Source organism: Phaeodactylibacter sp., assembly GCF_040219495.1.
Classification (GTDB): domain Bacteria; phylum Bacteroidota; class Bacteroidia; order Chitinophagales; family Saprospiraceae; genus Phaeodactylibacter.
The window spans coordinates 24,126-47,332 of record NZ_JAVJSK010000071.1 but is presented as its reverse complement, the minus strand read 5'-3'; the positions used below and the strand labels follow the sequence as shown (position 1 = coordinate 47,332).

Below are 23,207 nucleotides of genomic sequence, written 5' to 3'. Positions count from 1 at the left end.
GTGTCGAACACTTCGGTCTCCGGTGGCCAAAGCCCACAGGCGACGAGACACAGGCAGGAAAGTATCCCGTTTCAGGGTAAAAAAAAGGCATAATGTGGGCAGGGGCAGCACCATTTTAACCCTGCAATATCCCCGACGTATCAAGTCGATTATTGATCTCTCCAATATCTGAGTTGCACCCTGATCGTCTGTTCTTCCGCTCTAATATCCACAGCGGCCTCCTCAAAAGTGGGCGGGCTCCACTTCACTTTGGGGTTATTGGCAAAAGCGTAGGGCTCGGTCGGTATACCCAGCGTATTTTTATCCAGGCGGCTATTCCCGTTCATATCCTGGTAAACGGCCACGGCGTAGGTATCGTAAGGGAGTGCCTGCAGGCGCCCGTTGAGGACTTTTTTTCCAAGGGGAGGCAGAATAAGCCCCGTCACCGCCCGGTTATTTTGCATAAAATCGGATGCTTTGTGCACCGCGATATGGACGTTGCCACCACCGGGTGCAACTTGCTCCACCACTACCCGGAGCCGGCCTGAGTTATTAAGAGCTTGTTGGGCTTTCACACTTCTGGCTACGCTCGCTCCAAAAGCAAAATCCCAACAAGGTCTGACCGCCTCCTTCTCTGTGAAGGTGATAAGATTAACAACAAACAGTATTCCAAGCATTGTATTCATTCCTAACCGTTTTAGAGCTTGTTTGATGCCAAAGCATTTTTGCAGAACCTCAGCGCTCACTCCTTGTTTAAACTTAGAATCTTAAAAATCATTATGAGCAGCGTTAAAAAAATTTACCAAAAGCACGAACTCACCGACCGGGATATAGATCGGATTATCGAAATGGCCTGGGAAGACCGCACGCCCTTTGATGCGATTGAGGACCAATTTGGCGTAAAGGAATCCGAGGTCATTCAAATCATGAAGAAAGAAATGAAACTGAGCAGTTGGAAAATGTGGCGGAAGCGGGTACAGGGCAGAGCCACCAAGCACAGGAGGCTGCGTGCCAATAAAACCGGGCGCTTCAAAGCAACGCGGCAAAAGCACATTTCGCACAACAACATCTCAAAACGATAAATTTCTCACCGGCAACAGGTGCTTAGGACGCGGTGACAAACGCGATCGCAAATACAAGGACCGATAAGATCAGGCCATACATAAAGACGCCGTAGCAAATACGCAGGTATTTGTACTTTTTAGCCAGCACTACGCCCAGGTAGTACAAATCGCGGGTCATAGAGCTGTACAAAAAGTCGCTGTCCCGGATCATCTCCATCATGCCCCAGTGGAAGTCCTCCATTTCCATGTTATAAAAATTGCCAAAGAATAACAGGTTGGAGTTTTTCTGTTCGATGTTTTCGCGGGTCACCCGTCCCTCTGTTACCTTTGGCCGGGTGGATAGGATGGCAAAAACCAGTGCCGTCAGGCAAACCGCAAGCAGCAGGATTGTCGGTAGGATCAGCCTCGGGTTATCCGAAAAACGGGGCACCAGGCTGGAAACTACGATAGAAATAATAATGGCATTGATCGACAACATGATGTTGGCCTTGTTGTCAGCAATAGAGCTCAGGTTGACGTGTGTGCGATAGGTAGTGCGGTACATGGTCTCCACCCCTCTACCAAGATTGAGCTCTTTGAGTTGATCTCCATCCTTGCCTTTTTTCTTCTTCTTTTTCTTCTTTTTCTTTTTGGACTGCTCTTCTTCCTGTATAGCCTTCAGGGTATCCGGATTGAGGCGCAACTGTTGCTTATTCAGCTGCTTGATGTGCTTGAGCTTTTGCTCACTGAAGAGATCGCGGGCCACATCCGTATGGTAACGGTGGCGCATCAAAAAGTCGATTTCGAATTCCACCCACTCCGGGTCAGACATGACGATGCCCCTCGCGATAGCCATTTCCTGCCGGAGCCGCCCGCAGCGGTCCCAGTAATGGGCATTGCCCAGGTGGCTCAAGTCCGCATCACAAAGAATTTTTTCCAGCAGAGTATTAGGCGATTGAGGCAGTTGGGTAGCTAAAATGCAGGACTTCACCTTTTCCCGTTGTGCTTCCGGATAGCCACGCTCTTCCAGGTAGGCCTCCGCCAAAACCGCACTCCGCCCCTCGTGGCCTTCGGGAGATTCAAAGTACCCTAAATCATGGAACCAGGCGGCGAGCTTGAGTACCTCCAGTTCGCCAGCGTCCAGTTCGTAAGCTTCACCAATAAGTTGTACGGCGTTTGCGACATTTACGAAGTGCTCGTAATCGTGGAAAGGTAAATTATTCTGAAAATGCTCCTCATAAAAACGCTTCACATATTGCTCGGCTTCAGCAATAATAGGGGTTTCCGTTTTTGTCATAGTATTATCCAAGTTGGCGATGGCGGTTTGAGGGGGTTAAAGATAGTAAACTCCGTGGTCCGTGAGTGTATGTTTGGAGGTGATTCCCAACGTAAAGGTGGATCCGAACCTACGCTGAGGCCATTTGGCTCCTGATAACGATGCCCCTATCCTAAATAGTATAAAAACGACAGGTTCCTTACCTTTACAAAAAAAATGCGCCCCTACTCCTATTTTGTATTAACCACAGCCTTACTGATGCAGGTTGGCCTTTGGGCTGCACCGTACCCACAGCCGGTGGAGGAGGACCATGTACAGCAGGCACTGGCAGCACTCGAAACCGCCGCGCCAAATCTGGTCGGCTATATTCCGGAAACCCAACGCCGCTACATCAAGGTGCCCCGCAGCAGCGCACTGCCGGACCAATGGCAGGAACGCCTCCAAAACGCTTTCTATCAGGATGCCGCGGCGGCCTGCCAGCTGTATGGCCATCTTTACCTGGCCGATTGGCGGGCCTTGCTGGCCAAAGCCGCGCGGGAGTCCTTCTGGGGCACTTCCTTTCTGGCCAACCGGACCTTCAACTACTTTGGCATCCGCCACCACGGCAAGCCCTGGATCTGCCAGCAGCTCGGGTTTTGCGCTCATCATGTCCGTGATGACCCCACCCCTGCTGCGTTTGTGGTCTTCCCCAACTTTGAGGCTTCAGCCTGGGCGTTTATGCACACCATCTATAGCGGCCACTTCCTGGTACGCCTGCCAGACGGTGGCATACAGGTGGCAGATGCGATTCAGTTTGAGCGTGAACACGGTATCCATTATTGGGACTATACCGCCAGAGGGCAAACCTACGCAGCGATTCTCAACGGCGTGCCTTACAGCGCCCAGTCATTGATTTACAGCTGGAGCGGGCACCCCATCAATAACCTGTGCATCAACTGTGACAGAGCCAGCGATTGGGAGTGGGTCCAAAAAATAATTCGGATAGAGGAACGAACGCTTACTACCCCTGCGGCCTTCAACAATTAATACGGTTGCATACAATTTCTCAAACCCGGGCATCGTTTACTATCCGTTTTGGGTGCCGCCGGTATTGTGCAATGTGTGTGACTTTAACATGAAGTCGTGTCTAAATACAGACAAAAGTTGTAACTTACGTATTGGAGGCAACCCATGAACAAAAAACAAAGCGATATGAAAAGCTTACTCTTATTTGCCTTTTTGCTACCTACTGCAATCCAGTCCTCTGCTAATCTGTCTGCGATCACGCAGGCGATAAGTCAGGGCGATGCGGCAACGCTGGGCACCTACTTCGACGAGTCCGTTGAGATCTCCATTCTCGACAAAGATGACATCTACGCCAAAGCGGATGCAATTGGGGTGGTGAAGCAATTCTTCAGCCAATACCAGCCTTCGGGATGGAGCACCGTGCACAAAGGTGCAGCCCGCAACAACGACTCACAGTACTGCATTGGCAACCTGAATGCCAACGGCAAAACCTTCCGGGTGTACATCTACATGAAAGAAAAAGCCGGCCGGCAACTTATACAGGAGCTCCGCTTTGACCGCGAATAGGCTCCTGCCCGTTTCTACTTTCCTTCCAATACCCCCATCCCAAACAATGCAAAGTCATACTTTACAGGGTCTGTTGCGTCATAGCGCCGCAGGGCTTCGGTAAGCTCTAATACAGCCTGCCAGTCCACCTGCTTGCGCGTCAATAGCCCCAGTCTGCGGGTCACCCGCTCCACGTGTACGTCCAATGGCATGAGCAGTTGTGCCGGGCGGATGGTATGCCAAAGTCCGAAGTCTACACCCCGCTCATCCGAGCGGACCATCCACCGCAGAAACATATTGAGCCGTTTGCAGGTCGACTTCCGTACGGGAGTGGCTACGTGCTTGCGGGTGCGCTGTGGCGCAAAGGGGTGATTGAAAAACGCTTCATGAAAGCCCGTCAGCGCAGGGCCTACGTGCTCCGCCTCCGGGCTGAGATGGCGGGAGAAAGCCATTTCCAGGGAATCATTCGACTGGTAGTACCGCTGAAAAAAATCCAGGAAATACAAGGTATCCGTTGGTTGAAAAGTACGGTGCTTGAAAGTAAGAAACCGGGCCCGGTCTTCTTCGGTATGCTGTGTGATAAACTCATAGGGCGCTCCATCCATCAGGTCCACCAGTTCCTGTGCTTTATTGATGATGGTTTTGCGCTGCCCCCAGGCCAGCATAGCAGCCCAAAAGCCCATGATTTCAATATCCTGTTTCCTGGAAAACTGATGTGGGATACAGATCGGGTCCTCTTCAATAAAGTCAGGACGGTTGTAGTGATCGGCCAACTCGTCCAGCTGTTGTTTAAGATTTCGCTTTGGCATGTTTTGGGGGCTGTTCGTAAATAGAAAAGCGGCCCAATCCTAACCGTTGCAACAGGTGGCTAAAGGAAACCCGAAGTACGCCCAGCCCATACTTACTGCTCCGGGCAAAGTTGATGGAAGAGGCTTCTTCGAAGTACTTGGTCGGGCAGGTCACCTCGGCAATGTGAAACCCAGCGTAAATGATCTGGGAGAGCATCTCATTGTCAAAGACAAAATCATCAGAATTGGCATTGAAGTTGATCGACTCCAGTACTTCCCGGCTGAAAGCCCGGTAACCGGTATGGTACTCCGAAAGCTTGTAATTGATCAGCAGGTTCTGGGTGAGGGTCAGGGCCCGGTTGGCGATGTATTTGTACAGGGGCATGCCGCCCTGTAAAGCGCCCTTACCCAGAATCCGGGAGCCCAGCACCACCGGGTAAAGCTCATCCCCAATGATATTGACCATAGCCGGGATCAGCTTTGGAGTGTACTGATAATCCGGGTGGAGCATAATCACGATGTCTCCTCCTTCTTCCAGCGCTTTGTTGTAAAGCGACTTCTGATTCCCCCCGTAGCCCCGGTTGTCTGAATGAACGATAACATGATCAACACCAATGGACCGAGCCAGTTCGGAAGTATTATCCTTGCTGGCATCATCGCAAAGAATGACTTCGTCTACTAAATCAAAAGGGATTTCCTGATATGTTTTTTCCAGCGTCAGTGCAGCATTATAAGCAGGCAGCACTGCGATGACCTTCTTGCCTTTATACATGATTGTGGTTTATTGGGCGCAAAGATAGGAAAAGTGGGTGGAACAAAGAGGCAAGAGTGGTACAGGAAATAGGTAAAGCAGCACATGGGTATTAGCAATAGAGACATTGCATTATTGAAGTTGAGATGGCCAACCAATCGATTCGGGTTTTGTTACACCCACCAAAAAAAGATCATTTATGTCCAAAGCCATTATGTGGTTCCGCAACGACCTGCGGCTTACCGATAATCCCGCCCTGAATGCCGCCCTGCGGCAGCACGATACATTGCTACCGGTATACATCCTGGACGAACGACTGCTACAGCCTGATCGCTGGGGCTTCACCCGCATGGGGCCTTACCGGCTACAGTTTTTGCTGGAAAGCCTGGACGACCTTAGGGATCACCTGCAGGAAAAAGGCAGTGACCTGCTTGTTCAAATTGGGAAACCCGAAGTGTCTATTCCACAGATCGCACAGACTTACGGCTGCACGGCGGTCTTTGCTTCCAAAGAATACACCCACGAAGAGCTGCAAATAGAAGCCCGCATTGAAGCCCACCTGCCGCTGCACCTTCAGCACAGCCTGCTGCTGCTGGAACCGGAGGATTTGCCCTTTGCCGTTGAACAAACGCCGGACGTCTTCACCCAGTTCCGGAAGCGTGTGGAAAAGTACGCCAAAGTACCCTTCCCACTCGACCCACCGGAGCGAATACCAACAGTACCGTTTGAACAGCAAGCCCTCCCCAGCCTGGAAAGTTTGGGGCACAAGGCTCCGCACCGGGATGATCGTGGAGCCCTGGCGTTCAAAGGTGGAGCATTAGCTGCCTACGAACGCCTGAACCACTACCTCTGGGATACCGACGCTCTAGCCTCTTACAAGCAGACCCGCAACGGTATGATCGGGGCTGATTATTCCTCCAAATTTTCCTTCTGGCTCGCCAACGGCAGCATCTCTGCCCGGGCCATCTGGCACGAAGTCGAAGCCTACGAAGCCGAGCGGACTCAAAACAAAGACACCTACTGGATGAAGTTTGAGCTCCTGTGGCGGGAGTACTTCAAGTTTGTAGCCATGCGCTACGGGCGCAAAATCTTCTTCAAAGGCGGCATTCAGGACAAAAGTGTGCGCTGGAAAGACAGCCCCAAAGCCTTACACAAGTGGATGACCGGCACCACCGGCGATGATTTTGTGGATGCCAATATGCGGGAGCTGCTGTACACCGGCTTCATGAGTAACCGCGGCCGGCAGAATGTCGCTTCTTACCTCGTGCATCAGCTCAAACAAGACTGGCGCAAAGGCGCCGCCTGGTTCGAATCCTTGTTGGCAGACTACGACGTGGCCAGCAACTATGGCAACTGGATGTACGCAGGCGGCGTGGGCAACGATCCCCGCGACCGCATATTCAACACAAAGAAACAGGCCCATAATTACGATGGCGACGGTGCATTCCGGCGGCGGTGGCTGCACGAAGACACACGTGACCCTAAAGAGGTTATCGCTCAACTCGGTGTCCTTCAGACAGAACTTTTCTAAATAAGGTAACAGAGCTGTTGCCGGTCAACTTTGGCTTTCAGTCTACGTTGTATATTTTTATTTGTCCGTAAAATCCAAAATTGTTATGAGTACCGAAACGAAAGCACTAACCCACGAAAAAGTGGATGTAAATATTGGCATTGAAACTTCTGATCGTAAGCACGTAGCTGATGCCCTCAAGCAGCTCCTTTCAGACGAGCATGTTCTTTATATTAAGTTGCGCAACTACCACTGGAACGTTACAGGCATCCACTTCCAGCAGTTACATGCCTTCTTTGAAGAGCAGTATGATGCACTGGAAGACCACATCGACGATATTGCCGAGCGTATCCGCAGCCTGGGCTACTTTGCTCCCGGCTCCCTGAATGAGTTCAAAAAAGAGGCGCGCCTGGAAGAAACCGGCCACCTCAACGGCAATGCCGAGCAGATGCTGAAAAACCTGCTGGCGGATCACGAAGCCATCATTCAGTTTTTGCGCCATGACCAGGATATGGTGATGGAACAGTACAATGATGCCGGCACACAAGACTTCCTCATTGCACTGATGGAGGAACATGAAAAAATGGCCTGGATGGTGCGCGCACACCTTGGCTAGACGCACTTTGCCCTGTAACGCCCCTGCATTGAAATGGGGAACAAAAAAATAACCGGAGCAGGAAATTCATCCTGACTCCGGTTATTTTTTGTGCTATTTGTTTAAATAATGGGGCTATTGCGTTGTCTCAGAATCGCTTAAGTATAAATCTTCAGCAAACCCAAGGCTTCGGAGCGTGAAACACGCCGCGTTGTTTCGCACTAGTTCTGTTCCAATTTAAACTTCACTGGCAGGTTGAAGAGGACTTTCACTTCCCGGCCACGTTGGCGGCCCGGCGTCCATTTTTCGGACATACTGTTCATCATTTCAACTACCCGCAGTGATTCTGCACCACAACCGCCGCCGATTTCCCTAACCACCTGTGCATCATCAATGGTGCCATCGGTGTCAACAACGAAGCTGACTACTACTGTACCTTCGATGTTGTTATCCCGGGCTACGGACGGGTACCGGATATTCTCGTAGATAAACTGGAGCATCTTTTTGTTGGCGCACATCCGCTTTTCGGAAGCACTGGCTGTCATTTCTTCACAGCCCGGGAAGCGAGGCATTTCCTCTACCACCTTGAAGATTTCCGCAACTTCTTCCTTGGGAGGAGGAGGTGGGGGCGGTGGCGGGGGAGGTGCTGCTTCTGTTTTTGCTTCAAAAACCGGTGCATCAATAGATGTATTGGCATCAATAGACTGGTCTTCGAACTCAATGTCATCCTCTTCATCGATATCGATAGACGCTACAACCTCAATTTTGGGAGGTGGAGGTGGAGGTGGAGGTGGAGGAGGCTCCGCAGTACGGGGTTTTTCGACCTCTATATCCACGTCCATAGCCAGTGCATCCTCAGGGATGTAGACCTCTTTTTCGTAGATAGTCCAGTTGAAGGCTGCGATTACTAACGCCAGTACAGCGATAGCAGCGACGCGCAAGAATGTTGGTGAATAATTAAACACGTTGACTTCAGGGTACTTATTTCGTGCAGCGAGGCGGGAGCTCCTCTTCTCATCGCGGTACCGTTCTGCTAAGTTAGAACGGGACTGTTTGCTGAAATAGAAGCGCCCCACGAATATAATGGCAAGAAGAACAAGTACTCCAATGCCCACGCCTGTCAGTAATGCTGATCCTGTGATTGCGAAATTAGGGTTCATGAGTGAGGAGTTTTTGCCCAAGGGCGTTTAACAATTAGTTTCTCTTTTCATTCACAAGATGCTGGCTTTCACACCTTTTCAGAATGACGAACCGCAGGGCTGCTTTATGACTTTTATCAATTCCAGCTAATTTAGAGGCCGCTCTTGCCAAATTTTGTCCTGCTCTTCGTTGCTCTCCCGCCTGCCATAGTCTTGTACGGTCTCCGGTGGCCAAAGCCCACAGGCGACGGGGCACGGGCAGGTCGGTCACGTAGCTAAGACTGTATGATTCAAGAATGGGGGCCCCTTTACTCCCATTCTTAAAGGTATCACGCCTTGATCAGAACAAAAATTGGCTGCGTTCGCTCCAAAAGCAAAATCCCAACAAGGTCTTATCGCCAGGCGGTCTGCCGGCGTACTTCCGGATCGGTGAGGGTTTTAGCCCGGGCGGCAAGTAGTATCCGCCGCCCTTCGAAAGTGCGGGTATACAGTAATTCCAGAGGTTCTGGTAGCTGCCGCTGCAAAGCATCGAGGTAGGCATCCGCATCAGCCCGGCGCTGACCGAATACCGTAGGTACGGCGTAGTGTTGTACGCTGAGGAGTTCCGCTCCGGCAAAGTGCTTGCGCAAAATAAGATAGCGTGGATTGTTAATTGGGCCAAGGGCTTCTCCCAGGAGTTCAAGGAAGATCTGCTCCTCCTGTAGGGTTACCCCCTCCAGGTAACAGCCCTGTTGTTCTGTTGCGCCCTGCACTATATGCAGTTTGATATTGAAATAGGGGCTGCTCAGCAGGTTCAATTGCCGCAGGGCAAACAAAATACCTTGCCCGGTGCGCATAAGCAGCAAGCCCCCGTCCCCGGCTTCGTCTAACTGCCGCTGCGCCTTGGCCAACTGTGGGCCTTGTAAAACAGAAAGAGCCAGCCCGGTGGCAGCGCTGCTCAGCAAGACCACAGCCAGACCGGTTATCCATCCACTCAGTGCGCCGGCTGTAAGGGCAGTCAGACCGGTTGCAAAGCCTACCCTGCCCCACCGTACCTTCAGCTGCTGCTCCGCCTCAAACTGCCGGATCAGCCGCATCAAACGCCCCAGGTAGCCATTGCGCCCAAAGCTGAGCAGGCTGTACCCCAACAGGGCCAGCATACTGCCTGCCAGCAACAACTGCGGGGGCATCATGCCTGACAGGACCAGGGCAACGCTGCCCGCCGCTACCAGAGGCAGGGCCAAAATGCCCATCTGTTCCATCTCATTTAATTGTGCATCCACCATAGCCTTACTACGGATCCAGAACACCTCATAGACTTGCTGTTGACGCTTGGTACGAAGAACCGGCAGGGTAATCTCTTCGGCCATGTGCACCCCTTTTTGAATGCTTTGGTCCCACTCCCGTCTCAGCCGGTCCCGCATACAGGCATGCTCAGCCATGAGGTGGTTTGTGCGGGCGACAGACACCTCGTTTACCGGTAAGTTCACTAAACGGAACCGCCCAACGCCATTCTCGATGCGAGGCTCAGGCTCGAAGGAAGGGCCTGCGAAAGCCCGGAAGCGCTGGGCCAGCTTTTTCCAATCCAGCCCGCCTGCATGATGATAAGGGTCCATACAAGCCAGGTGCCAGATATTAGCAGCCTTGTCCGGTTGCCGGGGATCTGTCCGTATGACCCGCCCCCGGGCCTGATTGGAAGACACAAAAGACTTGACCACCGTAGCCAGAATCAAAGTATTGGCAGAGGGAGCGTCCCAGCCTTCTCCCAGTAAGGCATTCGTACCAACCACTACCTGCAACTGCCCGCTGTTGAATAACTGTGTGACCAGATACGTCATCTGCTTCCGGAGGTGCTCCTGAGGTTGCAGCCTTACAAAGTGGGGATCGTGGGACAGGGCTGTGGCCATTAGGCTTGATTCACTCAGCCCCAAATATTGCATTTGCGCTTTTAGTGCAGGCAACAGCAGCTTAGGTAAAATCAACAGACTGCCGGTGAGTACACCGATTTCCACTTCTATGGGGAACGTGCGTCGGAGGGTCTCGAAAATCGGTGCTACACCAATCTTCTGCATTTCGGTTTCGTCCAGTTCACTGCGGGGCAGCACCTCCGAACGGATATAGTCGGTCAGTACAAGCAGGCGCAAATCCGCTCCCATACTGCTGTACTCCAACTCCGCAATGGCGCCGATGGCTTCCAGTTTGCTTCGGCTTTGCCGGATGCGCCGCTCCAAATGAGGCGGTTCTTCCAGATAAATGCGGCCGCGCTCGATAGCGTGGGCTTTTTTGAGCCGCCGGTAAATGGAAGCCATATAGGGCTCGCTCAGCGCAGGCTTGAAGTGGGCGTCTTTATAAAAGGCTTCGTTGAGAAAAACTTCCAGCCATTCCAGGCTCATCTCCGGAATAAGGCTGTCATCGGCTCCGATAATTCCGATAGCGGTGGCTGGTGCGACCCCGCCGATGCCTTCCAGCACAATCATAAGGGCGGAGAAATAGGTTGGGTTTTCATAAATGGCTTCCAGGCAACCCTCCGGCCAGACCAGCCAGGGATGAGCTTTGAGATGGTCCCGGAAGGTGTAATTGACTTTAAGGTGGTCCAGCAAATCGGTAATCGCTTCCTGAAAAGCCTTAAGCGGGGCCTGCTCCTCAGCGGCAGGCAAGGTAAACCAAATGTAGTCCTGATGCGGGCAAAGATTGCCTTCTGCGATCAGCTCCGGCATACTGATCTCGACATCAATCAGGCCACAAAGTTCCTGATAGCGCTGCCATTCGTAGCCAGACACGTCGTAGGGCGGTGTAGCAGTAAGGGCGATGAGCACAGGCGACAGCTGCTCATAGGTTTTCATCAGGCTTTGCCACCAGGCTTTCTGCAGGTGGTGGCATTCGTCAACAATAAGAGTCCCTGATACTAGGTAGCTGAGGGTTTCCCAGATTTCCTCCCCACGCTTGACGGCAGCATGAAGGGCCTGATAGGTCGTGATGGTCACTGTGCCGGGCTGCTGCAGATCGTAGGAAAGCCAGGTGGGTTGTTGCCCCTGTAAGAAGTCGAGGGCCAAGCGCTCGCCCCACTGCTGCCGGATGGCCAGGGTAGGGCAAAGGATGAGGCAAGGCTGATCGAGTTGCCGCATGATTTCCAACCCCAGTACCGTCTTGCCCGAGCCCGGTGGTGCTACCACATGCAGGCGATTGTCCCGGAGGTACTGCCCCATCTCAGACAGCAGCCGCTCCTGATAGGTACGCCAGGGAAAACTAAAATTCATATGGGACGGAAAAACCATACCGGTTAGGAATTAATTTAGCACTGCCTTAAAAGTAGGGATTAGGTAGGGAAATACGCTGCCTTTGTACGCTTCACTTCGGAATACCGTATCTTACCGGCAAAAAAGGATGCGGCGCTACCCTGCCCTACTGCAGTACCTACTCTTCTGGGCCACCACCCAGTTGTTTTACTTTACGACCCGGAAGGCGGGCTTTGTAACTGATTTCACGGGCCTGCTCTCCCGTTTTGAGGGCCAAACGGCGGCGGGCATTTGGGACTGCTTTGGCTTTCCGGCACTGCAGCAGGTGCTGAACGCCATTCTATACACCTGGCACTCGGTCTTTGGCATTCAGCCCGTGCCCTGGTACCTCTTGCAGAGCAGCCTTCACGCGCTCAATGCCTTGCTGCTCTTACAGTTGGGGAAAGCGCTAAGCGAACGGCTGAATCTGCCTAATGCGCACCTTATTGGCTGGATAGCTGCCTTTCTCTTTTTGCTTTCCCCTTATGCCTCAGAACCGGTCACCTGGCGGGTAGCCCAAAACTTCCTGCTCTCCACAGCGGTCATACTGGGGACCGCCCGGCTCACCTTAGACTGGATGGACACGCCCAACCGGCGACAGTGGATTCAAATCCAAGGCTTATTTATCCTGGGTTTATTTACCTTCGAATTGGTATTAATCATTCCGCTCCTTAGCAGTTTGCTCCTATTGATGCTGCCCAATGGCAGTGGATCTAAATGGAGGCGCCTGAGCCTTCCTCAATTTGGGGGTGTAGGGTTATACTTTCTGCTCAACCGCCTTATTCTGGGCTCGTGGGTGGGCCACTACGGAGCCGAAGTGCACCTGCGCTTTGAGATGCAGAGTATACTGGGCAATGGGCTCCGTTATGCAGCCAAGCATTTGCTCTTTGTACGCAACTGGCCGCACGCTGCCAAACAGTGGCTTTTTGAGGGGCTGGCGCAGCCTGCAGTTGCTCTGGGGCTGGGCGGCATAATAGTGGCTCTTTTAGCCGCAGGCCTCATATTTCGGCACAGGCTGAATAGCCGATGGCAGTTATCGGTCATTGCGTTTACAGGTTTTGGGCTGGCGTTGCTTCCTGTATTGAACTTGTACTTCAACTACACCCTGCATTTAGAAAACGACCGCTATGGCTACCTTCCCTCCGCCTTTTTGATGCTGGCAATCGCAGCAGGTCTGAGCGCACTGCCTCGCTGGGGCCGCCTTCCTCTGCTGTTGGCCTACCTGGGGTGCTCCAGCTTTTTCCTCTGGCAGCACAATCAGTATTGGTGGAAGTCCACGCAGGTCTATCAGCAAATGCTCAACGACTTTGACTATTACGAAGCCCCGGCCGCATACCTCCTTAACCTGCCGGACAATTTCCAGGGCGCGCCCATGTTCCGCGACTACAGTGGGGAGGACCTGGCGTTTAGGGATGCGCTGAAGTACATCAAACAACAGCCGTACAACGGGCAGCTCTATGAGGTGGCCCAGTACAATATGACCCGCCTGACCGATGGGGCTACAGCAACGGTTGACAGCTCCGGCACAATCCGGGTGGAATTTAATCAGTGGGGCAATTGGTGGTGGAGGCGGGGCGTTGGCATGGGCCCGGGCTATGATACGGAGGGCTACGAAGTGGATAGTAAAGGGCACCACTATTTCTTTTTGCTGAAAGCACCGGCACCGGGTGCGGTTTTTTTAATACAGGAGGGGTTGGAGTGGAAAGAAGTGGAATAATAGACTTGATGAGACTATAGCTTAGCCTTAGGGTGGGCTTTTACCTCATGAGTCGCTCCGCTCGTCTCCAGCACGCCCCAACTTATAAAGGCGTTGAAATCAGGCGGTTCTGGTACACGAGCGTAGCGACTGATGAAATAAACACCCGCCTAATGTTGTGATGGCATTAACGCTATGCCACCTTACTCTCCTTTTATCAGCTTTCGGGTATACTGCTGCTCATCCCGGCTAATTTGCAGTAGGTAAACGCCAGCGGCTTGACTACTCAGGTCCAGCTGTTGCTGCCATGCTGTTTGTACTCTTGCTGCCTGCTCCCAGACCAGCTTGCCATCAACGGTGAGTAGTCGGAGCTGATAGGTATCGGCTTCGATAGCTTCTAGGTAGAGATCGAGGGTGGAGCGGAATGGGTTTGGGGTAGCGCGGACCTCCGCCAGGCCTAAGTCGAGCGTGGTGCTGACGATGGCCAGCCCTTCTGACAAACGGGTGCAACCGTTGGCGGCAGTGACCTCGACTGTATAGGTGCCGCTGGACTGTGGGGTGTAGGTAGCGGTGGTAGCTCCTTCGATGGGCTCACCATTCAGAAACCATTGGTAGCTTTCAAAACCCGGGGCAGCGGACAAATCGTCGCCCTGAGTGGAAATAAGGTCCGTTGGAAAATCAGCAGCTTCCACTATGAAGGCAGTGGAAACCGGAGAGTTGCAATTACCGGCTTCAAACCCAGCCAGGACAACATGGTAGATGCCTGGTTCGCTGACTGACAGGGTGCCATTTAGCGTTTCCTGGAGTTCCACGCTATCCTGATACCAGCGGTAGATGTAACCATCCGTACCATCCCCGGCATTCAGGACCGCCGGCGCATCGGGCCCGCAGATGATTGCGTCCCCCGAAATGATAGGTGCAGCAGGAGACTGATTGCAAGTCGCTTCCACCCGGTGGAGGCGACCGTTGATTAGCTCGGCCAGATAGAGCTCACCCTCGCTATCCTGTCCGAAGGTCGCATATTCACCGCCCGGGCCATCAAAGATTTCCGTATTTACCCAGTTACCTGCAAAGTCTTTTTCCAGCATCCATACTTTACCAGAGCAAAAATCAGCATAGAGGTATTTGCCATACATGGCGGGAAATGCGCTGCCCCGGTAAACAAAGCCGCCGGTCACAGAGCACCCATCGCTACTGCCGGTGGCATAGGTATGAATGGGTGGGGTGTAAGCCCCTTCAGGCTCGCAACCACTCGTGTTGTAAGTCTCAAAGCCTTCGTAGCAACGCCAGCCGTAGTTTTCGCCTCCCTCGCTGCCAGCGGGCTGAAAGGTGATCTCCTCCCATGCATTCTGCCCCACGTCCCCGATCCAGATATCTCCGGTCTCCCGGTCGAAACTGAAACGCCAGGGGTTGCGCAGGCCGACTGCCCAGATTTCATCGAGGGTGGAATCATCATCTACAAAAGGGTTGTCGGCAGGAATGCTGTACGGGTCACCACTATCCACATCAATACGGAGCATCTTACCAAGCAGCGACTGCCGGTTTTGGCTGAAATTTTGAGGGTCGCCACCGGAGCCGCCATCGCCCATTGGGATATACAGGTAGCCATCGGGGCCAAAGGCCAGGTCGCCGGCATTGTGGTTGCTATAGGGCTGACTGATCTGAAATAAGACCACCTCACTGTCCGGATCGGCGGCATTGGGGTTAGCAGGGTCCACCTGAAATTTCACGATACGGGTAGCCCCGCTGTTAGCCGTATAATTTACGAAGAAGTAGCCGTTTTCCGCATAGTCAGGATGAAAAGCCAGGCCCAACAGCCCCCGTTCTCCGCTAGCAGGGCTCACCCGGTCATTGATATCCAGGAAAGGTTGCGGTAGCAATGCCCCGGTAGCGTCTAAAATACGGATACGCCCGTTGCGTTCAACGATGAACAGGCGGTCATCTTCGGCATGGGTGATATCCGCAGGCTGAGACAAGCCCTGTAATACCAGCTCAAGGTTAAAGGCTGGCTGTCCGAAAAGGTAAAAAGCCATTGTTATAAAGGCGAAGGTCAGAATGGTCCGCATGAGCGTTTTGTTTTCAAGTTACGAAATTACAACTGTAGGAAAGAGAGGTATGTTTTGAAAATTATGCCTTTGTCTTTAACACGGCAATTGAATTTGATGATGCTGCGCCCCACTAAACTTTGCCATACCATCGTTAAGCCCTAACTTTAGCCACCAATAATACCGATAAGCAATGCTCAAGCAATTTTCGATCATCCTATTTGTATTTTTCATGGCGACCTGCCTGCAGGCACAGCCAGAGTACCCTAAGTCTAACCTCTACCTGTTCAAGGTCAATCAGGAAGACGACGGCAGTATCAGCTTTACGAAGCCCCGCTACCTGACTGCCTTCAATGCCGAAGGCTACAACAACGATCCTTTTTTCTTCAGCAATACTGAGCTTTACGTGTCCGTAAAGGAGCGGGGTGCCGCGCAGTCCGACCTTTACAAACTGGATCTCCAAAACCTCACCCAACAACAGGTGACGGAAACACCGGAGTCCGAGTTTGTGCCTGCCCGCATGCCGGAGTACTATACGTTCTCTGCCATACGAGCTGAAAAAGACGGGCAGGAAGACGTCTACCGCCTGTGGCAATTCCCCATTGATCAGCTCACCAACGGGAAGCCCGTATTCAAGTACATCAGCGGCGTCAAGGACTACCTTTGGCTCAATAGCCGTGAAATTGCCATCTACAAAGAGGAAGACCCCACTACCCTCTCTATCGTCAACACCGCAAATGATGACATCCAAACCCTGGCTACCAACGTGGGCCCCTGCATGCTCCGACTGCCCAATGGCAATCTTGCCTACGTACAAAAGAGCCGTTATGAGGACTGGAAAATCATGGAGAAAAACCTTTACCGCCGCCGGGACCCCGCCCGTACCCTCATTGAGACGCTGCCCAATGCCGACCATTTTGCAGTCCTGCCCAATGGTGCACTGCTGATGGGCAAAGGCAGCAAACTCTACCAGTTCAACAAATTTACGGACGACAACTGGACGGAGGTAGCCGACCTGCGCTTTTACGAAATCCGGAACATCACCAAAGTGGTGGTGAGCCCCGACTTCCAGGTCGTTATTGTAGCGGATTAAAATTGCTTATGGACTATCAGGGGATCATTGAGGAGATTGCTGTACTCGTTGAGCCGGAATTTGGCAAAGGGAAGGTAGCCGATTATATCCCTGCCCTTGCAAAAGTGCCGGCTGACAAGTTTGGGATAGCCGTGCAAACGATGGATGGTGCCTGTTTTCAGGTGGGAGATGCAGAGGAGCCGTTTTCCATTCAGAGTATTGCAAAGGTATTTGCCCTGGCGCAGGCTTACCCGGTTTACGGAGAAGCCCTCTGGAAACGGGTAGGCATGGAGCCTTCAGGCAACCCCTTCAACTCACTGGTACAGCTGGAGTACGAAAAGGGCATCCCCCGCAATCCATTTATCAATGCTGGCGCGCTGGTCATTACGGATATGCTGATCGAGCACTTCCCCAAGCCCAAAACCCAGATGCTGGACTTTATCCGGGAGCTCTCCGGTTCAGATGATGTGTACTACGATTATGAAGTGGCGCGGTCAGAGCGGGAATTTGGGTTTACGAATGCGGCCCTGGTTAATTTTATGAAAAGCCATTACAACATCAAAGCGCCCGTAGAGCAGGTACTGGATGTCTATTTCCATCAGTGCGCTATCGCTATGAGTTGCCGGAAATTGGCCAGCGCCTTTTTAGTGCTTGCCAATCATGGCGTGCTCCCTCACAGTGGAAAACGTATGCTGACCCAAAGCCAGGCAAAGCGTATCAATGCCGTGATGCTCACTTGCGGGTTTTATGATGAAGCCGGGGAATTCGCTTTCTGTGTGGGATTGCCCGGAAAAAGCGGCGTAGGCGGAGGTATTGTGGCGGTCATCCCCAATGAACTGGCCATCGCCGTTTGGAGCCCGGAACTGAATGAGCATGGCAATTCACAAATCGGCATCAAAGTGCTGGAGCGCTTTACTACGATGACCGGGAAGTCTATTTTTTAACCCCTGATTCTTATGTCTGCAGCTCAAGTCAACGGAAGGTCCTTTATCATCACTGGTGCCGCGAGTGGCATTGGAAAGCAACTAGCAACAGGGCTGGCACAAAAAGGCGCCCGGCTGGTGCTGGCCGACCTGGACCTGGAGGCGCTGCAAACCGCTTTTCGCGAAAGCGAGAGCCTGATACTCCGGCAGATGGATGTCACCTCAGAGACCGCCTGGGCTGAACTCGTGGAAATGGCAGTGGAGGCGTTCGGGCAACTGGACTACTGTGTGAACAACGCCGGGGTCATCCGGCCAGGCTTTGTGCTGGACAGCACACCAGAACACATCCGCTACCACATGGAGGTCAATGCCCTGGGCGTGATGTACGGCACCCACTTTGCGGCAAAGGTGATGGCCGGACAAGGGTATGGGCACATTATCAACATAGCTTCCCTGGCGAGTATTGCGCCGGTACAAGGGCTAAGCTTGTATTCCGGGTCTAAATTTGCGGTACGCGGCTTCAGCCTGGCGGCCGGGTATGAGCTGGAAGAGCAAGGCATCCACGTCAGCCTGCTCTCTCCTGATCTGGTGCACACGCCTATGCTCGATGTGCAATTGCAATACCCGGAAGAAAGCGCCCTGAGCTTTTCGGGCGGTGCGCAACCACTTACAGTGGAGGATGTGGAACGCGCTTTCTACGAAGTCCTGCGCAAAAAGCCCCGCGAATACTGCCTGCCGGCAAGCCGGGGGTGGCTGGCGAAAATCGGCAGTGCCTTTCCGGGGCTCGGAGCTAAAATTGGCAGGATCGTCAAGCAGAAGGGACTGAAACGAATCAAAAAACGCTATCAAAAAAGAGAATACCATGCCTAAAACCTACAATTGGGGCATCATTGGCCCTGGCAATATTGCCCACAAGTTTGCAGAAGACCTTTCCAAACTCGATAATGCCCGCCTAAGCGCCGTGGCCAGCCGCTCTCAGGACCGGGCCGACCAATTTGCCCGGCAGTACGGGGCACCGCACGCTTACGACAGCTACGAAGCGCTGCTGCAATGCCCGGAACTCGATGTGGTCTATATCGCGACGCCCCATAGCGAGCACTACCGCAATACGATGGCGTGCCTGGAAGCCGGCATACCCGTACTTTGCGAAAAAGCCTTCGCTTTCAATGCACAGGAGACGAAAGCGATGATCGAATTGGCGCAAAGCAAGCAGGTTTTCCTCATGGAAGCCCTGTGGACCCGATTCCTTCCCACCACGCAAAAGGTCCTGGAACTCATACAATCCGATGCGATCGGCCGGGTGGCTTCCGTCAAGGCGGACTTCGGTTTCAAGGCCGGCTTCGACCCCGGTAGCCGGCTGTTCAATCCGGAGCTGGCCGGAGGTGCTCTGCTCGATATCGGTATTTACCCGGTCTTCATCGCTTACCTGATGATGGGCCGGCCGGAGCGCATCCAAGCCATTGCCCGCCTGGGCCAAACGGGCGTAGACGAAGAGCTGGGCGTGCTGTTCCAAATGACGGACGGGCGTATGGCCCACCTCCATGCCACCTTGCTGGCGAACACCAAAACGGAAGCTTTCATCTACGGAGAAAAAGGGACCATCCACATGCACACCCGCTGGCACGAGCCCACGCACTTCAGCCTGATCGGTGAAGACCGCCGGCCGCAGAATTTCCACTTTGACTACCACACTAATGGCTATTCCTACGAAGCGCAGGAAGTGATGCGTTGCCTGAACGAAGGCCTTACCGAGAGCCCACTCTGGCCCCTGAGCAGCACCCTGGAGCTGATGGAAATCCTGGATGAAATCCGGGCGGAGATTGGGCTGGTTTATCCGGGCGAACGTCGGTAGGTGATTAAGAGCGTTCGGTTTTATCAACTTTGACTGCCATGCGCAGCTCCGGGCTCAACTCGCCTCCCGTCAGATTGGCTTCTAATTGCCAGGTTTCCACGGTTTACTTTTTCAGGGAATTCGTTTCTCTAAAGATCATGATGACTCCGCTAATGGTATAAACAGCCATGACTCCTGCTAAAAAGAAGCCTAAATAGCGGTGTCACACTCTGAATTTCAAGCTTAATTCCCAGTTATTCATGCTGATTGATTTTTAAATATTTTCTCTTTTTGAATTATTTTTTTTTGCAATTCCCGGGGTTTCCAGCCTCCGTTCTTCAGGGCATTACTCCTCCTGAAGATTTGCTCCAACTGTGATCGTGTAGGGCTGTAGCTCTATCCCTTCCCGGCTACGGAACCGGTTAGCAATCATCAATTCCTGAACTTTCCCAGGTGTCAGCCCAGCCAGAAAGTGTACCGATTGCCCGTCTTTGCTAAAGCCCAGGTATTGGTCGATCCGCAGTACGTGCGCTTCACCCAAAGGTCCATAATCGAAGCCCCGGTACAGGGTATCCATGGGCTCTGAGAAATGAATGTAAAAGTGGTTGCCCACCTGTTCCACCCTAGTGACGGTTGGGCGTGCCGCCTCATAAGCCTCCTTAAGCTTCGCAAACGATGGTTTGAAGTACCCCATCTGGTCCACAAAAGACTCGACAGCAGCCGCATCGCTGTAATCCAGTTCAATCAGGTCGGCGATGGCTTTCTGTTTATCGGCGGTCTGATGGTAATAGTGCTCGGACAGGGCATAGCCGATATAGTAGCCCATATCCCGCAGTCCGAATGGATTAGGCGCACCCGACCACACCCACCACGCTGGGTGCTGATTGAAAAGCTCCTGCTCAAAGCGCCGCAAAACACTGTCATGATTAGCTTTGCCGTAGGCTATGGCCGGCACCACCGAGGGCGACTCCATGCAGAGCTCTGCAATAAACTCTGCGCTGCCCTCTCGCAGGACGACAGCAAGCAGGCTCGTATGGTAAGCCTCTGCTTGCTGCGTATGCACAAACTCATGAGCTGCCAGAAAGCGGACGTTGTGAATGGGGTCATAATCGCGGATGTAGTCTTTGAAGTATTGGTACTGCGGGGGGAATTCAGAAGTCTTGACAGTGGAGTCCGTGAAGGCCATTTCGGCACCAAACAACACCAAGGAGTCTACGGTGGTCCCGTTGGTACGGAAGTTGCCCATGCCCAGATAGATTTTCCCACTTTGCATGGGCGGGTACAGTTGCTGGAATTTCTCCAATGCGGTACGGATGTCTGCTTCGATGGGCGCACGATGTTCCAGCAGTGGGCGCAGGGAAGCGTAGAACCTGGGGTACGCCCGGATGTTGATCAGGTACTCTTCCGGCGTATAGTTGCGTATGGCAAACAGTTGTTGTTGCCCTTCGCTGGCCGGCTTGATAAATGCTTCTTTGAGGATTTGCAAGTGCCGGGCGGTATCGGGTTCTGCCTGAATTTGATCATAAGCGGCCCAAAAACGGTCGATGTCGCCGGATACCAGGCGTTGTTGCTCCTGATCTATTGGACCGGAAGAAGTACAGGCGTTTAAGAGCCCTATCAGAATTATTGCGAGAGCGAAAGGTTGTATTTTCATATCGTGAGGTTTTAGGTTATCGCTTTGCTTCCAACCATGCTCTGATCTGCTGCATCTTCCCTTCCCGCTCAAAGTCATACACCTGCTGTACCTGATTCAGGTGTTGGTATAGCGACAGGGCTTTGCTCAGCCGTGCCCGGGCTGTTTCCGCCCCGGTTTCAGTGGCGTTCATCAGGATTTCCCCCTCTGCCATGAGCAGGTCGGCAAGCAAGGTGAGTTGCCCTTCGTCGTAATGCTGAGCCAGAGCCTCCACAGGGTAGTTAACCAGTATTTCACTTTGCTCCTGAAGCTGCTTTTGGTACTGCTCGTCCAGCAATTCCAGTGCAGCTTTGGCGTCGCCGCCGTGCGATAATTGGAGCGCCCGGGCGATGACCTGCGTGAGTTGTTGCAGGACTTTGAGGAAGTAGTCTTTTCGGATCATAGGTTTAAGAGCGTATTTTTTTCTCGGTACGGCATTCATTTTTCGACGAACCCCGCTGCATTATCGGAAAAGGGCTCATGAGCGTTTACGAAACCGCTTCAGCACCTTTCCGCCCCGGTTGCAAAAGCCGGCAGAGCCATATTCCAGCTGGCTTTCAATGGCCAGGCAAACTTCTTCCTGCAATTCAGGAATATCTGCTGCTATTTTGGCGGCAAGCGAGATGGAGAACACACGTACAGCCACGCCAGCTTTGGGGTCGAGTATCCAGCGGATGGCCCGGTCGTAAAGCACGCCCTGATGGTCCTCCGGGATATCAGGCAGACGGTCGAAGCCCTTGAGCAACATGCGGTACACTGCATCGTGCTGTGGCTGCAGCAGCGCACCTACGGCATCATCCAGGATGGTATGCATCAGCTCCGGTTGGCGCTCCAGGGTGTGGTCCATTGCCCAGGCGGCCCGTTGGGGCAGGGGGCGGTCGCCGGTATTGATGATCGCCCACAGTTCCTGAAAAGGCCAGGCGCCGCTAATCACTTGCCCCGCAATATACTTCATTCCAGCCTTACTGTATTGCTCGTACAGGGCATCCGCCAGCTCCATGGTTACTAAGATTTGCTGACTCCAAAATACAGGATTGCATACAATTACTTGCACATTACTGCCTTTTTAGCAGCTGCAGGCTCTAAATATGCCTCTATTTTTGTATCTTTTCTTGCGAATTTCAACCGTAGGAACCTATGCGCCAATTCTATCTCGCTTTACTGTTTTGCAGCCCATTGCTATTGTACAGTATGCCCTGGCCGGGGTACATTGTGAGCAAAAACGGGAAGAAGCTCACCGGATATATCGGTATCATGCAGCATCAGTCGCGGACAAGCACTGTGGTGTTCATCAATGATTTTGGAGATGTGTATAAAATCGAAGCGGAACGCATCAAAGGCTTTGCATTTGAGGCTGATGGTGCCCTGTTTGCCTTTGAGAGCAAAGCCCTTCAACAAGCCCACCGGTTTCTTCGGATTTTGCATAAAAACGGCCCAATGGAACTCTTTGTCCTAACCTATGACTCAGAAGCAAGCTGGGCTTATAATATGCAAACTTTACCGAGTATTCAGCGCTCCTATTGGGTCCGGCTTCAGGGGCAGGAAGAAATGATCAAAATTTCAAGATGGGGCTTTCGCCGCAAACTCCGGCGGTTGCTGCAGCGCTCTACGCCCGGTCTGGCAGAAAAAATCGGCCGGAAGGGCTACCGGTTTGATGATATGCCGGTGATTGCAGAAATTTATAATCAGCTATTGATTCCAAAGCCAAAGCCTGTTGAGATATGAAAAAGCAATGTACGGAGTGTGGAGAGGCCTTTCATGGGCGAGCCGATAAGAAATTCTGCTCGGCGCATTGCCGCAGCAGCTACAATAACCGCAACAACCGGGATTTCACTAACTTCATGCGCAACATCAATAACACCTTGCGCAAAAACCGCCGGATTATGGCAGACTTGAACCCGAAAGGGAAAGCGCATATCCACCGGGACAAACTGCTCGAACAGGGTTTTAAGTTTAGCTACTTCACGAATGAGTACGTCACAAAAGCGGGCAAAGTCTACCGTTTTTGCTACGATCAGGGGTACATTGAAAAAGACAACGGGTTCCTGACACTTGTGGTCCGTCAGGAGTATGTGGAATAGG

The 23,207-nt window shown here is 52.6% G+C and carries 22 protein-coding genes; 12 read left to right on the top strand and 10 right to left on the bottom strand.

The window, feature by feature from the left end:
- Nucleotides 1-149: 149 nt before the first annotated feature.
- A complete protein-coding gene (locus RIC19_RS10605; RefSeq protein ID WP_350178291.1) occupies nucleotides 150-665 on the bottom strand; it encodes a DUF2141 domain-containing protein in 516 nt (171 codons plus the stop codon).
- Between the two features lie 93 nt (nucleotides 666-758).
- Here RIC19_RS10605 and RIC19_RS10600 point away from each other — a divergent pair, with 93 nt between their 5' ends.
- The gene (locus RIC19_RS10600) at nucleotides 759-1,061 is read left to right on the top strand and encodes a TIGR03643 family protein (protein WP_350178290.1); all 303 of its coding nucleotides are present in this window, start codon (nucleotides 759-761) and stop codon (nucleotides 1,059-1,061) included.
- Nucleotides 1,062-1,083: 22 nt separating this feature from the next.
- Here the strand turns inward: RIC19_RS10600 and RIC19_RS10595 are convergent, their stop codons facing one another.
- Nucleotides 1,084-2,319, bottom strand: coding sequence for a Pycsar system effector family protein (locus RIC19_RS10595; RefSeq protein WP_350178289.1), 1,236 nt, complete (start codon nucleotides 2,317-2,319; stop codon nucleotides 1,084-1,086).
- A gap of 195 nt (nucleotides 2,320-2,514) precedes the next feature.
- Here RIC19_RS10595 and RIC19_RS10590 point away from each other — a divergent pair, with 195 nt between their 5' ends.
- Nucleotides 2,515-3,324, top strand: a complete 810-nt coding sequence (locus RIC19_RS10590) for a glucosaminidase domain-containing protein (RefSeq protein WP_350178288.1) — start codon at nucleotides 2,515-2,517, stop codon at nucleotides 3,322-3,324.
- 165 nt (nucleotides 3,325-3,489) lie between these two features.
- Nucleotides 3,490-3,870, top strand: a complete 381-nt coding sequence (locus RIC19_RS10585) for a DUF4783 domain-containing protein (RefSeq protein ID WP_350178287.1) — start codon at nucleotides 3,490-3,492, stop codon at nucleotides 3,868-3,870.
- A 14-nt stretch (nucleotides 3,871-3,884) separates the two neighbouring features.
- On the opposite strand, the gene RIC19_RS10580 is transcribed toward RIC19_RS10585, so the two are convergent.
- Nucleotides 3,885-4,658: a TIGR02757 family protein gene (locus RIC19_RS10580; protein ID WP_350178286.1), complete on the bottom strand. Its 774-nt coding sequence runs from the start codon at nucleotides 4,656-4,658 to the stop codon at nucleotides 3,885-3,887.
- Nucleotides 4,639-5,409 carry a glycosyltransferase family 2 protein gene (locus tag RIC19_RS10575; RefSeq protein WP_350178285.1) on the bottom strand — a complete coding sequence of 257 codons (771 nt, stop codon included), beginning with the start codon at nucleotides 5,407-5,409 and terminating at the stop codon, nucleotides 4,639-4,641. Before RIC19_RS10575 ends, RIC19_RS10580 begins: the two co-directional genes overlap by 20 nt.
- A gap of 178 nt (nucleotides 5,410-5,587) precedes the next feature.
- Here RIC19_RS10575 and RIC19_RS10570 point away from each other — a divergent pair, with 178 nt between their 5' ends.
- A complete protein-coding gene (locus RIC19_RS10570; RefSeq protein WP_350178284.1) occupies nucleotides 5,588-6,919 on the top strand; it encodes a DASH family cryptochrome in 1,332 nt (443 codons plus the stop codon).
- An 85-nt stretch (nucleotides 6,920-7,004) separates the two neighbouring features.
- The gene (locus tag RIC19_RS10565) at nucleotides 7,005-7,514 is read left to right on the top strand and encodes a Dps family protein (protein ID WP_350178283.1); all 510 of its coding nucleotides are present in this window, start codon (nucleotides 7,005-7,007) and stop codon (nucleotides 7,512-7,514) included.
- A gap of 200 nt (nucleotides 7,515-7,714) precedes the next feature.
- Here RIC19_RS10565 and RIC19_RS10560 read toward each other — a convergent pair whose 3' ends face one another.
- Together RIC19_RS10560 and RIC19_RS10555 are read right to left on the bottom strand one after the other, a co-directional pair.
- Nucleotides 7,715-8,653 carry an energy transducer TonB gene (locus RIC19_RS10560; protein WP_350178282.1) on the bottom strand — a complete coding sequence of 313 codons (939 nt, stop codon included), beginning with the start codon at nucleotides 8,651-8,653 and terminating at the stop codon, nucleotides 7,715-7,717.
- A gap of 371 nt (nucleotides 8,654-9,024) precedes the next feature.
- A complete protein-coding gene (locus tag RIC19_RS10555; RefSeq protein WP_350178281.1) occupies nucleotides 9,025-11,868 on the bottom strand; it encodes a DEAD/DEAH box helicase family protein in 2,844 nt (947 codons plus the stop codon).
- Nucleotides 11,869-11,950: 82 nt separating this feature from the next.
- On the opposite strand from RIC19_RS10555, the gene RIC19_RS10550 reads away from it, so the two are divergent.
- Nucleotides 11,951-13,603 (top strand): glycosyltransferase family protein, encoded by a 1,653-nt coding sequence (locus tag RIC19_RS10550; RefSeq protein ID WP_350178280.1) that lies wholly within the window; start codon nucleotides 11,951-11,953, stop codon nucleotides 13,601-13,603.
- 182 nt (nucleotides 13,604-13,785) lie between these two features.
- On the opposite strand, the gene RIC19_RS10545 is transcribed toward RIC19_RS10550, so the two are convergent.
- Complete coding sequence (locus RIC19_RS10545; protein WP_350178279.1) at nucleotides 13,786-15,648, bottom strand: PQQ-dependent sugar dehydrogenase; 1,863 nt, start codon at nucleotides 15,646-15,648, stop codon at nucleotides 13,786-13,788.
- Between the two features lie 172 nt (nucleotides 15,649-15,820).
- On the opposite strand from RIC19_RS10545, the gene RIC19_RS10540 reads away from it, so the two are divergent.
- From RIC19_RS10540 to RIC19_RS10525, 4 genes are read left to right on the top strand one after another with little or no spacing between them, the layout of a single operon-like run.
- Complete coding sequence (locus RIC19_RS10540; protein WP_350178278.1) at nucleotides 15,821-16,720, top strand: hypothetical protein; 900 nt, start codon at nucleotides 15,821-15,823, stop codon at nucleotides 16,718-16,720.
- 8 nt (nucleotides 16,721-16,728) lie between these two features.
- Nucleotides 16,729-17,643 carry a glutaminase gene (locus RIC19_RS10535; protein ID WP_350178277.1) on the top strand — a complete coding sequence of 305 codons (915 nt, stop codon included), beginning with the start codon at nucleotides 16,729-16,731 and terminating at the stop codon, nucleotides 17,641-17,643.
- Nucleotides 17,644-17,655: 12 nt separating this feature from the next.
- The gene (locus tag RIC19_RS10530; protein WP_350178276.1) at nucleotides 17,656-18,492 is read left to right on the top strand and encodes an SDR family oxidoreductase; all 837 of its coding nucleotides are present in this window, start codon (nucleotides 17,656-17,658) and stop codon (nucleotides 18,490-18,492) included.
- On the top strand, nucleotides 18,485-19,474 hold the full coding sequence (locus RIC19_RS10525; protein ID WP_350178275.1) for a Gfo/Idh/MocA family protein: 990 nt from the start codon (nucleotides 18,485-18,487) through the stop codon (nucleotides 19,472-19,474). Before RIC19_RS10530 ends, RIC19_RS10525 begins: the two co-directional genes overlap by 8 nt.
- 325 nt (nucleotides 19,475-19,799) lie before the next feature.
- On the opposite strand, the gene RIC19_RS10520 is transcribed toward RIC19_RS10525, so the two are convergent.
- The 3 genes from RIC19_RS10520 to RIC19_RS10510 all read right to left on the bottom strand — a co-directional run bounded on the left by RIC19_RS10520 (nucleotide 19,800) and on the right by RIC19_RS10510 (nucleotide 22,125).
- Nucleotides 19,800-21,107 carry a DUF2268 domain-containing putative Zn-dependent protease gene (locus RIC19_RS10520; protein ID WP_350178274.1) on the bottom strand — a complete coding sequence of 436 codons (1,308 nt, stop codon included), beginning with the start codon at nucleotides 21,105-21,107 and terminating at the stop codon, nucleotides 19,800-19,802.
- A gap of 16 nt (nucleotides 21,108-21,123) precedes the next feature.
- A complete protein-coding gene (locus RIC19_RS10515; RefSeq protein WP_350178273.1) occupies nucleotides 21,124-21,528 on the bottom strand; it encodes a hypothetical protein in 405 nt (134 codons plus the stop codon).
- Nucleotides 21,529-21,603: 75 nt separating this feature from the next.
- Complete coding sequence (locus RIC19_RS10510; RefSeq protein WP_350178272.1) at nucleotides 21,604-22,125, bottom strand: HEAT-like fold family protein; 522 nt, start codon at nucleotides 22,123-22,125, stop codon at nucleotides 21,604-21,606.
- Between the two features lie 137 nt (nucleotides 22,126-22,262).
- Between RIC19_RS10510 and RIC19_RS10505 the strand changes: the two genes are divergently transcribed.
- Together RIC19_RS10505 and RIC19_RS10500 are read left to right on the top strand one after the other, a co-directional pair.
- Nucleotides 22,263-22,850, top strand: a complete 588-nt coding sequence (locus RIC19_RS10505; RefSeq protein ID WP_350178271.1) for a hypothetical protein — start codon at nucleotides 22,263-22,265, stop codon at nucleotides 22,848-22,850.
- Nucleotides 22,847-23,206 (top strand): hypothetical protein, encoded by a 360-nt coding sequence (locus tag RIC19_RS10500; protein WP_350178270.1) that lies wholly within the window; start codon nucleotides 22,847-22,849, stop codon nucleotides 23,204-23,206. The genes RIC19_RS10505 and RIC19_RS10500 overlap by 4 nt, the downstream gene beginning before the upstream one ends.
- Nucleotide 23,207 lies beyond the last annotated feature (1 nt).

Excerpts from the sequence above, each read along its gene's own strand:
- RIC19_RS10525 (WP_350178275.1), top strand. The coding sequence starts at position 18,485 with ATGCCTAAAACCTACAATTGGGGCATCATTGGCCCTGGCAATATTGCC.
- RIC19_RS10555 (WP_350178281.1), bottom strand. The coding sequence starts at position 11,868 with ATGAATTTTAGTTTTCCCTGGCGTACCTATCAGGAGCGGCTGCTGTCT.
- RIC19_RS10520 (WP_350178274.1), bottom strand. The coding sequence starts at position 21,107 with ATGAAAATACAACCTTTCGCTCTCGCAATAATTCTGATAGGGCTCTTA.
- RIC19_RS10530 (WP_350178276.1), top strand. The coding sequence starts at position 17,656 with ATGTCTGCAGCTCAAGTCAACGGAAGGTCCTTTATCATCACTGGTGCC.
- RIC19_RS10535 (WP_350178277.1), top strand. The coding sequence starts at position 16,729 with ATGGACTATCAGGGGATCATTGAGGAGATTGCTGTACTCGTTGAGCCG.
- RIC19_RS10605 (WP_350178291.1), bottom strand. The coding sequence starts at position 665 with ATGAATACAATGCTTGGAATACTGTTTGTTGTTAATCTTATCACCTTC.
- RIC19_RS10505 (WP_350178271.1), top strand. The coding sequence starts at position 22,263 with ATGCGCCAATTCTATCTCGCTTTACTGTTTTGCAGCCCATTGCTATTG.
- RIC19_RS10515 (WP_350178273.1), bottom strand. The coding sequence starts at position 21,528 with ATGATCCGAAAAGACTACTTCCTCAAAGTCCTGCAACAACTCACGCAG.
- RIC19_RS10590 (WP_350178288.1), top strand. The coding sequence starts at position 2,515 with ATGCGCCCCTACTCCTATTTTGTATTAACCACAGCCTTACTGATGCAG.
- RIC19_RS10600 (WP_350178290.1), top strand. The coding sequence starts at position 759 with ATGAGCAGCGTTAAAAAAATTTACCAAAAGCACGAACTCACCGACCGG.
- RIC19_RS10595 (WP_350178289.1), bottom strand. The coding sequence starts at position 2,319 with ATGACAAAAACGGAAACCCCTATTATTGCTGAAGCCGAGCAATATGTG.
- RIC19_RS10545 (WP_350178279.1), bottom strand. The coding sequence starts at position 15,648 with ATGCGGACCATTCTGACCTTCGCCTTTATAACAATGGCTTTTTACCTT.
- RIC19_RS10570 (WP_350178284.1), top strand. The coding sequence starts at position 5,588 with ATGTCCAAAGCCATTATGTGGTTCCGCAACGACCTGCGGCTTACCGAT.
- RIC19_RS10585 (WP_350178287.1), top strand. The coding sequence starts at position 3,490 with ATGAAAAGCTTACTCTTATTTGCCTTTTTGCTACCTACTGCAATCCAG.
- RIC19_RS10565 (WP_350178283.1), top strand. The coding sequence starts at position 7,005 with ATGAGTACCGAAACGAAAGCACTAACCCACGAAAAAGTGGATGTAAAT.
- RIC19_RS10500 (WP_350178270.1), top strand. The coding sequence starts at position 22,847 with ATGAAAAAGCAATGTACGGAGTGTGGAGAGGCCTTTCATGGGCGAGCC.
- RIC19_RS10510 (WP_350178272.1), bottom strand. The coding sequence starts at position 22,125 with ATGGAGCTGGCGGATGCCCTGTACGAGCAATACAGTAAGGCTGGAATG.
- RIC19_RS10575 (WP_350178285.1), bottom strand. The coding sequence starts at position 5,409 with ATGTATAAAGGCAAGAAGGTCATCGCAGTGCTGCCTGCTTATAATGCT.
- RIC19_RS10540 (WP_350178278.1), top strand. The coding sequence starts at position 15,821 with ATGCTCAAGCAATTTTCGATCATCCTATTTGTATTTTTCATGGCGACC.
- RIC19_RS10580 (WP_350178286.1), bottom strand. The coding sequence starts at position 4,658 with ATGCCAAAGCGAAATCTTAAACAACAGCTGGACGAGTTGGCCGATCAC.
- RIC19_RS10560 (WP_350178282.1), bottom strand. The coding sequence starts at position 8,653 with ATGAACCCTAATTTCGCAATCACAGGATCAGCATTACTGACAGGCGTG.